The sequence below is a fragment of the Microcoleus sp. B5-D4 genome (assembly GCF_036705145.1).
GTDB lineage: Bacteria > Cyanobacteriota > Cyanobacteriia > Cyanobacteriales > Microcoleaceae > Microcoleus.
This window is the reverse complement of record NZ_JAUBTV010000035.1, coordinates 57,808-68,749: the sequence shown is the minus strand read 5'-3', so window position 1 is coordinate 68,749 and position 10,942 is coordinate 57,808. Positions and strand designations below refer to the sequence as shown.

At 49.2% G+C, this 10,942-nt stretch carries 7 protein-coding genes; 3 read left to right on the top strand and 4 right to left on the bottom strand.

Features of this window, described 5'->3' with window-relative positions; genetic code table 11:
* Positions 1-95 precede the first annotated feature (95 nt).
* Positions 96-362 (top strand): hypothetical protein, encoded by a 267-nt coding sequence (locus QUB10_RS17565; RefSeq protein WP_333204043.1) that lies wholly within the window; start codon positions 96-98, stop codon positions 360-362.
* A complete protein-coding gene (locus tag QUB10_RS17560; protein WP_333204041.1) occupies positions 359-853 on the top strand; it encodes a DUF4385 domain-containing protein in 495 nt (164 codons plus the stop codon). The genes QUB10_RS17565 and QUB10_RS17560 overlap by 4 nt, the downstream gene beginning before the upstream one ends.
* A 123-nt stretch (positions 854-976) precedes the next feature.
* Here QUB10_RS17560 and QUB10_RS17555 read toward each other — a convergent pair whose 3' ends face one another.
* From QUB10_RS17555 to QUB10_RS17540, 4 genes are all read right to left on the bottom strand, one after another.
* A complete protein-coding gene (locus QUB10_RS17555; protein ID WP_333391970.1) occupies positions 977-1,444 on the bottom strand; it encodes a regulatory protein RecX in 468 nt (155 codons plus the stop codon).
* Positions 1,445-1,558: 114 nt separating this feature from the next.
* Positions 1,559-1,969 (bottom strand): AbrB family transcriptional regulator, encoded by a 411-nt coding sequence (locus QUB10_RS17550; RefSeq protein ID WP_293126913.1) that lies wholly within the window; start codon positions 1,967-1,969, stop codon positions 1,559-1,561.
* Between the two features lie 1,652 nt (positions 1,970-3,621).
* Complete coding sequence (locus QUB10_RS17545) at positions 3,622-5,319, bottom strand: CHAT domain-containing protein (protein WP_333204037.1); 1,698 nt, start codon at positions 5,317-5,319, stop codon at positions 3,622-3,624.
* Positions 5,320-5,323: 4 nt separating this feature from the next.
* A complete protein-coding gene (locus QUB10_RS17540; RefSeq protein WP_333204036.1) occupies positions 5,324-5,578 on the bottom strand; it encodes a hypothetical protein in 255 nt (84 codons plus the stop codon).
* 1,415 nt (positions 5,579-6,993) lie between these two features.
* Between QUB10_RS17540 and QUB10_RS17535 the strand changes: the two genes are divergently transcribed.
* On the top strand, positions 6,994-10,942 hold a 3,949-nt coding region (locus QUB10_RS17535), incomplete at its 3' end, for a cadherin-like domain-containing protein (RefSeq protein WP_333204034.1).

The following is a 10,942-nucleotide window of genomic DNA, read 5'->3' as shown; positions in this document are numbered from 1 at the left end:
GCCGAAAGGACATAGCGCTTAAAGGTCAGTCGATGAATTAAGAATCCCTACGCCTTTAGGCTAGGGAGTGTCAAATCAGCGGTTTTTTCGAGATTTTGGGCGGCATTGGGCTGTTAGTTCCTCTTGTCAGCAGGGCGGCGGCGTGGGGGTTAATTGCCTTGTTTATTGCCGTGTTTCCAGCTAATATCAATCAAGCCGTCAACAACATTCCGATAGAAGGGATTCCCCACAACCAATTACTGTATTGGTTGAGGCTGCCTTTTCAAGCTGTCTTCATTGCTTGGGCCTGGGTTTATACCCAACCAGACGAAGGTAAACCCCGGGCTTCTATAGTTCCAGATAGAACAGAAAACGCCCAATGAAGCAGTTCGACTACCATGCGGATTTTAAGAACATCGACTTTCGACAGTACCCGGAACTTTATCGGGTAGGGAAAGGAGAACAGGGAGTGCTGTTGGTTGAACCCTATAAAGGAGAAATTCTGCCTTTCTGGAGATTTAAGACTCCTGAAATTGCCAGGGAGTCCAGCAGCAAAATTTACTCCTTGTTTTTAGACTATCTCGATGCCGATGATTTTGTTGGAGCCGACATGGCCCGCAAGTTCTTGCAGATGGGGTACACTCGATCCCGTCGCTACGCCAACCACAAAAGCGGTCGAAAATACCAGCAAAACCCTCAAAATCTGAAGTCTGTTGCTGAGCAAACCGCAGCTCGAAAAGATATTTTGCCCCTACAAGCAGATCCGGTGAAAGCAGAATCAGCAGCCATTTTTCAAGAGAAATGGATGCTGGCCAAAATCAACGAGAAATATCTCGAGCTTTTAGCCAGACACCGGCAGATGTACGAATCATAGTTAGTCAACGCACTCGGATTGACACACATTTACAAAAACTCAGGACTTACACTTTAGCCCTGTCGGCCGCAGTGTAGTTGTGCTTGCCTATCTGGGCCACATCTATTTGCTTGGCCCTACTATTTACTCGTCATCTTCTTCTGTTTGCCACTGTCGCCAAATTTCAAAGGCATTAAAGCCCCTGTATTGCAGGTAATTCAAGACTTTGCCCTTGGTTTTCGGATCTGCTTTACCCCAAGTATCGATCTTGTATTTCCGCATGACTTTGGCTTTGAATTCGGCCAGTTTTTCTGCTTCGGAGTCCTGATTTTCGGCAATTTCTTCTTCCCAGACTTGCTCGAACAAATCGTTGGTAATTCCTTTTTGCAGGCACTTGCGCTTGATGGCAGACTTCCCGTATTTGCCTGCTGCAGAGGCGATCGAGTTTGCCACCAAGCGAGTGTCGGACTGATAGCCGCGGTCTTGAATTTGCGCGATCGCCTCCAATATTTCCTCATTGCCAAAACCTTTCTCTTGCCCCTTTTTGCGAAGTTCAGAGGCACTGTAGTCTTTGCGAGACAAGAGAAAATAGAAATAGTCAAGACAGCTCATCAGTTAAATCGAAGGGTGGCGCGCAAATACTCGTGTAGCGAATGCCAAATCCAGTCGCCTTGCTATCGGCTGACTGTATCACGTGAAGCGAAGCTATCCCGCAGGGAATCGCCTCTATTCTTCTGTATCCTCCTCTTCATCATCCACTTCCACATCCGGTCTGTCCACATCGATCTGAATCAAGCGAATGTGCTTGTATCCGAGCTTAATTTCAAACTCGTCTCCCGGCTTTAATCCCATTTCTTGGGTATAATTTGCCCCGATCACGATCGAACCATTCTTGTGAACGCTAGCTCGATAACTCGCTTCTCGCCCGCGTCCGTCTGCTTTCGACTTCTCTAGCTCAATGCCCTTAGCAGCTAACACTGCATCGTAAAACTCAGCCAGATTAATCCGGGTTTCTCCACTTTTGCTGACCGTGAAGTAGCCGCAAAGCTTTGCAAGTTCTCTGCGCGGCAAATCGCTGCCTTTGATTTTTTGAAGCAGACCTTTTCCTGTTAAGGGTGCTGTAGCTGTTTCTGCCATTGACCGTACCTCGCTTATTGGACTTTACTTATATCAATTACAACACATTAGATTAACTTTGTTTCACTGTCAATACTAATAATTCTCAATATTTAAGATTCTGGATAAATTTCTGCGGTCTCAAGGCCGGGGGTGCAAGTAAGGATGCTCGAAGGGCGATCAATTTGCTCCTCGCGGCCCAAATCCTTGTGTAAGCCTCTCTTGCGATCGCGCGGGGAATTATTGTCGCAAATTAAATGCTTTACTTTTTTACACTAAAGTCTGTTCCCTGCATTCACCAATCCCCTATCGAGTCTGTGGTCAAGGTAAAAACAAGACAGCCATGAATCGAAATACCTAGACCGCGGCCGCTGCAAATCTGCCGCCAGCATTTACCGGCGCGGGGTTAACTTTTACCTCAACAAGACGAGGCAGCACTTGTTCTCGATGTCACTGCCAGCTACTTGTAAATTCTATTTTTCGGGCTGGAAATCCCCTCAAAACCCCAAATACCAACAGGCAATCTTCTATTAAGGTGTTGGGCATATAACTTCCACAGAACGCAGTCTGGGGAAGGCAATCCGGTAAAAATTCAAGGAAATTTCACCTCTTCGTTGAACGGGTTTAAGCTAAAACCCGACTCAATGGGCGCCGCGGCAGAAACATCGGGCAGCCACTAAGAGGGGAATAGTTTTGATCGAGCGAGATTGCTTCGCGACTCTTAACACTTCCCCAGGAATCAGTAGATTTCTAGGGGGAACTCGGGAAAATCTTCCTCCTCCGGCCCCAAGCCAGAGAATTTGAGGTTATTTCCACAGGGGAATTGAAAAAGACCCAGTTAAATGCACAACAGCTTAAATGTTTGATGCACTACAAATTAGCAGCGGTTCCCGACATGGAGTTTCAATGGAAATGTATTGGTTTCCACTCGTGGCCTGTAAACGGTCATACTCTCAAAATTTAGGCACCAACTGGAGGGGCGCGTCAATCGATTTTAGATTTGAGATTTTAGATTAAAGAATTGAAGCCTTGACCCCACGGATAAATACGTTCGGCAAGTTTCATCGGATACAGGTTTTTTATTTCTGGACGGATGAATCACGTGGCGGGTATCCTGGATGCGAGGAGGTCAAACTCACAGCCGCTTCCATAATTAATTATTGTGAAATAAGCGCGCTGAGGGTGAGGACGTTCTTAATTGTGGCAACTCTGGCTTTTATTGTCTTGTGCCGAATGACGAATGCTCCTGCTGCCGAATCAGCCCGCTCAAAAACGCATACAAGCCACCGACTCCTGTCGGGGAGAGATCAAAATTTTAGACTCTTGTTCAAGCTTCCAGATTCATCTGTGGAGTAAATCTACAATCTCCAATCCTTCGACTCAGGACTCAAGCCGAAGTCTAAAATCTCCAATCGACTGACGAATTCTATATTAAGCAGTCCCGGACTTACTTTCTCGACGAGAAACCCGGTTTCTTCCTCGATGCTTGGTTGCGCTGCTGCTTATTTTCGGTAAAAACCGGCTTGATGAACGTAAGTCGGACAGTCGATCGAGCAGTATACTTTTGATCGCTTTGCCAGCGGCTGCAGATCGCGAATGGCCAGCAAAAACCCCACCCAGTTTGGAGCCAGGCCAAGAGGGTCTAAATTCAGCATTGCAGTGGGCGATCGCTTTTAGTGACGTTGTTGCAGGTAATTTTGCGACAGGGGAGTCCGTACCGCCGGCAGTAGCTCTTCTGGTTTCGTTCCTCGCTGGTGCGAGTACCGCCACCCAAAAAAGCCAGCACTCAAAGCAACGGGCAATAAGCAAAGTATTAGGGCGACAGATTTTTTCAACCCCGGTTTTTTTAACGGTTTCTGAGTCGGTGCAGCGGCGCAAGTTGCTTGGATCGCCGCACACTCAGAATTAGGAATAGAGGACGGCGAAGCCGTCGGTGAGTTGGGTGAATTAGTAGCATCGGGTCGATCGTTCTGGTGAACCCAATCCCTACGATCTTTTAATTGGTGGGGATATTCCCAGACTTCGCCGTCAGAATTGTCTGACTCATGGGATCGATTGGCTGGGATTGGGGGGTATTGGGCGATCGCCGAAACCGAAGACGGGGCCTTCCATTCTGTACCCGCGAGCGCCGGTTGCGTTCCCGACGCGATTATGTGCACCATAGAACCGGATGTCGCGCTGTGGGCTGGGGCGCCGGTCAGATAGCCGTCAAAGTCCGGGTGCTGGTAGAGAATCGGCAAAGCCCAGTATAGCTGGTGAGAACCGTAGGCAGAAATTAGCCCAGCTCTGGCCCGGCTCAGGCTGAGATCGACTGGATAGCCTTGATTGAGGTTGCGGTAAAACAGCCGCGTCAGAGTTAGGGCTACATCGTCGGGGATGCTTTCTGCCATTGCTAGCACTGCCGGAATTCCACGCTTCACTAGAGCTTCGGTTAAGTTCCGTTCCGGGCTGTCGTCCGCGAGGTCTGAGGGGTCGCCGTAGGCGCCGCGGCAGGAGTTGAACACGGCCATCTGAATACCGTTGTTAACGAGCAATCCAGCTAAGTCGTCGCCACTGAGGGTTTCGGTTAAGCCGGTGCGGCTGCTGACTAGGTAGAGTTCCCCACCTCTGGAACCTAAGTTGCTGTGGCCTGCGTAGTGCAGGACTTGGTAGTGTCCTTGTTCTAGGGCTTGGGTAAGTTGTTCTCGATCGGGCTGTTCGAGAATAGTCAGTTGAATTTCCGGGGAATGGGGGCTGTTTTTGAGAGGATGACCGATGCGGTTTTGGAGTTCTTGTTGCAGGTGGAGCACTTCTCGCTTGAGCTGCAAGCTGTCTCGATCGCTCGGAGAGGCGATCGCCATTAAAATTTTTAGTGGCCCGCCACTAGGCAGTATCCGGGTTTGTTTGAACAAACTTGTACCTGGTTGGTAGCGAGAAAACACGACATCTGTGCCGGTTGCCAAAGGGCGATCGCCGGCGTGCAGAACTTCCCACGGCAGACGCGGCAAGCGTCGGCCTTTGAGTCCGAGTCGCAGTTGCAGCACTTCTCGGCGGTGCTGGGCAATGCCTTGAGCGCAAGTCCAGCTATCGCGCAAGTTTCCTTGAAACAGCCCACTGTATAATTGTTGCCCCAGGGCTACTAAATTGGGCCCTGAGTTGTTTCCCGAACGGGAGAGGCCGCGACCCGCAAAACTGCTTCCCTGTACTGCTTTTCCTTGGAGCAAGCCCACCAGCGGGTCGTTCATCAGTTGAGCAGAGAGTGCAAGCCATTCGTCGATCGGCCAGCGGACTTGTTGTTCGGCTAAGGGTACACCGGGTGCAACCCTTTCTGTCCGCACTAGATATTCGTCGTCCCCAACAGGGGTGACTGAGAGTTGAAATTCCTGGCTCACGGATTTAGCGCCCTCCCGCCTTAATTCTGAATTTGCCTGCGTTTTTGCGGCTAGCAATAGCGATCGGCAAAATAATTTTTACTCTTCCAATCAAAGTTTCTGAATGCGCTTCCCCCGATCGGGCGATCGCTAGGGTCATATATATTTGTTCAAACACTTTGAGGATATAAAAGTTGTACTTTAATAACAGTTTATTAGTTTTGATTGCCCTGTGGCTCGGTGAAAGCCGAATTTTCTGCAATCTTTGTATCTTTAACATTTTGCACCTCTACCGCAGACCCCTTTAGATTCGTCGTGAACTTGAGTTTCTCATTGCTGAGTAAAGTTAAATTGGAGGCACTTTACCAGGCGGATCTCTAGTTCTTATTAAAATTACTTCGGCTCTCGCCAACCGGTTTCAGGGTAATATCGCAGGGAAAGTTGAGTATTTTATTTTTTTTTGCGATCGGTCGATCGGTCTTTACCGCTTATCCTCTACCACCAACCCCCCACGTGTAATCTTGATTTTGTGTCAATTAATTAATTGGTCAGCCCTGGGTTCTCATCCGTAAGCCCTCCGCCCTCATCCTTAAGACCTCAGTGGCGATCGATAATCGATAGTTGACCATCGATAATTGCTAATAACTTATTGCTATTTTCCCGCTTTTATGATATAGAAATTTTTTAATTTAACTCTCTGAATCGAGTTAAAGTTAAGCAGCAAAAATAAACTTAAGTAGCCAAGAACTCTCAACAATACAATGGCAATCAAATTATTCCGGTACTCTCAAGCAACCATCATTTTGGGCATCTAGAGGATTACGCCTCATCAGGCCGGTTTCTCGGATAATTATTGGATTTGGTAGCGAAGCCTATACAAAACAATAGGGTTTCGCAGCCTCGCCGTGGGTCATTCCCGCTCAAAATGCCGAGCTTGCAACTGTCACCAAAAACGACTCCTGCGTCGGTTACTCTTTTTAGCGAAATTTTGCAATCAGTCTTGAGATAGATAAATTTTGGCAGAACTCTTAATATTGAGCCGAAAAAAACAATTTTCTCAGTTGGCGAGGTTTCCTCGAATCGAGAGAAAATTGTGCAACTAAAAATTAGAACAAATATTTGCCCGGGGGAATTATCTAAATTTCTAATTAATCATCGGGAACTAAAATTAGGAGGCTGCAGTCGTTTAGTCAAGAGATGCAAATCCTAGGTCAGGGAAGGATTTGTCAAAGCTGGGAGTGTTACAAAACTTCAATACATCCAGCCAAGATCGGAAAAAAAGCAAGGGTAAAAGTGGGGGGGAGACAGGTTTTGGGTAGTTATTTAGGAGTTGTCAGTTGCGAGTTTAAGTTCAGCTAATTCACTGTAGAAATTACGTAGGAAATCTACAATAAGGGACCATTAGACGCAGCTTACTGTAGAAATTACCGAGAACATCTTAAAGGCTCGGAGCTTCGGGGCAGCACTTACGGTGTAGGTCGCGTATCAATTAATTTTGGTAGGCAATTGCAGAATCTAAAACTCGCAACAAAGCGAAAAAACCTTGCGGTTTAAGTGGCATCTATAAGAGTAAAGATGAGGAAACCAGCTCCTATAGCAGGCGAAAGCATGAAGTTAGATTTTTTTCTTCTGCTGCCTCCTGTTTGCTGATAAATTGATTCTAAGAAGCTTACCATTTTTTGGGAAATATCAACGATGGCAGACGAAAACTTGTTAGAAAAACCGGGAACACTTTTTCTCGCTCAAGATGAAACACAAAATCCAGTCGGGGATTTAGGCGACGACAGCTCTACAATTTCCGATGATGATTTAGCCAAGTTAATTCTGGACCAGATCGACGAAAAAACCGACGGCGTTACCACCACCCAATCTCCAGATCCGTCTAACGGCGTACTGGAAGAAGGTGCTGCTGATGACAGCCAAATTGCGGAATCTAACGGCGTACTAGAAGAAGGTGCGGGCGAGAAAGATGACGATGACTTAGACGATGGCAGCGGCATCGATCGCCGAACCCTCGTCGGTAGCGATGACGATGACGTAATTGTCGCCACCGGCGATCGGGATAAGATATTCGGCAAGAAAGGCAAGGACAAAATCAAAGGAAACCCTGGCAAAAAAAATGAAATGTACGGGGGTAAAGATGACGACGATTGCGAGGGCGGCGATGACGATGATCAAATAAAGGGCGATCGGGGCAACGACAACGTTAAGGGCGGCAAAGGCAAGGACACCCTTAACGGCGGTAAAGATAACGACAGCCTTTTTGGCGGCAGCGACGACGACATCTGCGAAGGCGATGACGGCGATGACTCGGCCCACGGCAACGAAGGAAATGATGGCGTTAACGGCGGCGCAGGCAACGATACCGTCTACGGCGGCAAAGGCAACGACGATTGTGAGGGCGGCGAAGGAAACGATGCCGTCAGGGGCGACACAGGCAACGACAACGTTAGCGGCGGCGACGGCAACGATACCGTTAACGGCGGCAAAGATAACGATACCGTTAGCGGCGGTGTAGGCAGCGACCAGTGTGAAGGCGACGACGGCGACGACAACGTTAGCGGCGGCGAAGGAAACGATACCGTTAACGGCGGTGCCGGCAGCGACAACTGTGCAGGTGACGACGGCGACGACAGCGTTAGCGGCGGCATCGGCAACGATACCGTTAACGGCGGTGTCGGTAGCGACAACTGTGCAGGCGACGAGGGCGACGACAGCGTTAGCGGCGGCACCGGCAACGATACCGTGATCGGCGGTGGCGGCAGCGACAACTGTGCAGGCGACGAGGGCGACGACAGCGTTAGCGGCGGCATCGGCAACGATACTGTAATCGGCGGTGCCGGCAGCGACAACTGTGCAGGTGACGACGGCGACGACAGCGTTAGCGGTGGTGCTGGCGACGATACCGTGATGGGCGGTGCCGGCAACGATACCCTCGTGACTGGCGACGGCAATGACATGGCAGGCGGCGGCGACGGCGACGACAGCGTTAGCGGCGGCGGCAACGGCGACGATACGCTGATGGGCGGCGACGGCAACGATACGCTGATGGGCGGTACTGGCAACCATACCTGTGTCGGCGGTACTGGAAATGACGTTTATCTCGTGAGTAACAGTACGTCTGGGGCAAGGGCAACCATCATTGACTACGAAGATGGCCAGGACAAGTTTCTGCTGTTTGGCGACTTGAACTTTAGCAGCTTGACCTTTATACAAATCGGTGCGAATACCGAAATTCGGGTCAATAACTTCGCCTTGGCGCTATTGTTGAATGTCAACGCAACGCTTATCACTGCGGCCGACTTTTTGGGAGTTGATCCTCAAACTCCAACTCAGACTCCAACTCAAACTCCAACTCAAACTCCAACTCCCCCTCCGATTTTTAACCCTCCGCGAGTGGAAGCTAATAATAGCTTGACTGCTGGTTCCAGCGGCGGCGAGCAAACTATTACTTCTGAGTTGTTGCGTGTTGTCGATGACGAGCAAGGTCCTAGCAACACAGTCATCAAGCTAACCGAGCTGCCCGCTGCTACAACCGGCCGACTATTCTTTAAGGGAGTCGCCATAACAGAAGTCGGTTTTACCTTGACTCAAGCAGACATTAACTCAGGCTTCTTAAGTTTCCAAGCGGCAGTAGGTTTTGTCGGTGCGGCTAGTTTTGGTTTTGAAGCTACCAACGGCAGAAGAGTTCTCACCCGCCAGACTTTTAGCGTGAACGTCGAGCAAAATGTCTTTAAGTTTGGTGGTACTACAGCACCTCAACTTATTTTCGGTTCTGTGACGCTGGATAACGACATCGAAGGCGGCGATGGTGACGATAACATTACAGCCGGCCAAGGCAAAGACAAAATCATCGGTGGCAAAGGCAAGGACACAATTAAAGGCGGCGATGGCGATGACGATATCGACAGTGGCGATGACGATGATGATATCGAAGTCAGCCTAGGCAAAAACCAAATAAAAGCAGGCAAAGGCAACGACAAAGTTAAAGGCGGAGATGACGATGACGATATCGACGGTGGCGATGATGATGACGATATCGACGGTGGTAAAGGCAAAAACACACTAAAAGGAGGCTTGGGCAAGGACAAAGTTAAAGGCGGCGATGATGATGACGATATCGACGGCGGCGATGACGATGACGATATCGACGGTGGTAAAGGCAAAAACACACTAAAAGGAGGCTTGGGCAAGGACAAAGTTAAAGGCGGCGATGATGATGACGATATCGACGGCGGTGATGACGATGACTCGATCGACGGTGGCTTGGGCATAGACAAAATCATCGGCGGTAGTGGCAATGACACATTAACCGGAAATGAGGGCGATGACTCGATCGAAGGCGGTCTAGGAACCAATAATCTGAGTGGGGGTAATGGGAAGGATACCTTTATTTACCTCGTTTCCCGCCAACAGATTCAAACAGTTGTAGAAGCTGACTTAATTACTGACTTTAATGTCACTGACGATGTTTTACAGCTTTCTACGGCAGCTTTTGGCAATCTCAGCGTTTCTAGTTTGACCCGACTGGAGATTACTGCTACTTCTACTGTGGGGTCGATCGGCAGCGCTAATTTGCTCGACTTCACCACGGATATCACTGTTAACAGCATCGCGTCTTTGCAAGCGCGGTTTATAGCTTTGGGTGGCAACCGAGAAGCGCCTACTTTCTGTCAGTTTATAGATGCCGAGACCGGTCGTGCTGTACTGGTATTTGCTGTTGGGGCGCGCTTTGAAGTTCTCACGAGTTTCTCGGCAAGCATTCGCCTGCAAGTCAGTAACTTTGTCTTCAGCGGCACGTCACTAAATGTTCCTGTCGGTACTGCTGGCCCTGACAATGTGGATTTCGGCACTTATCCGGCTGCAGTTAATTTCGATGGTTTAGCAGGCGATGACAAGATTGTCGGCAGCAATTTTAACGATAACCTCAAGGGCGGCGACGGCAACGATACCATCACCGGCGGCCTCGGTTTGGATGTCATAAGCGGCGGCACTGGTGCGGATCTGTTTGTTTACAGGACAACTAAAGAAGGCGGCGATAAAATTTCCGACTTTACTGTTGGGGTAGACAAATTCGAGTTTAGCGCGAGCGCTTTCGGCAATTTGACTACGACTAACTTTGACGGTGTTAGCGGGGTTTCTCCTGACATTACTGGCAAAGAGTTAGTGATTTTCACAGGCGGAAGTTATGCCTCTTTGCAAGATGCACAAGCTAAAGCCCTGGGCAATTCTACAACTGCTGGTTTCTTCGCCTTTACTAATGCGTCGAACGAAACAGAGTTGTATTTTGACTCGAACGGTACGGTGGCCGGTGGTTCTACCTTGATAGCGAATCTGGGTACTGCTGCTAGCAATCTGGGAACGGCGGACTTTGTATTTACAGGTACGATCGCCTCTCCTGCTGGTACTACTACCAACTCAGGCAGCATTGTCGATTTAACTGCTGCTGGGAACACTTACCCAACCGACTTTAACAACTTCGGTTCTGGTGCAGGCGGTTACAACTTCACCACTCCTGTCTTGTTTACCGGAAATGCTGATGCTAACAGCGTCACTGGTACTGAGTTTGCTGACATCCTCAGCGGCGGCAGCGGTGCAGATATTCTGACTGGCGGTTCAGGTGCGGATCTGTTTGTTTACAAAG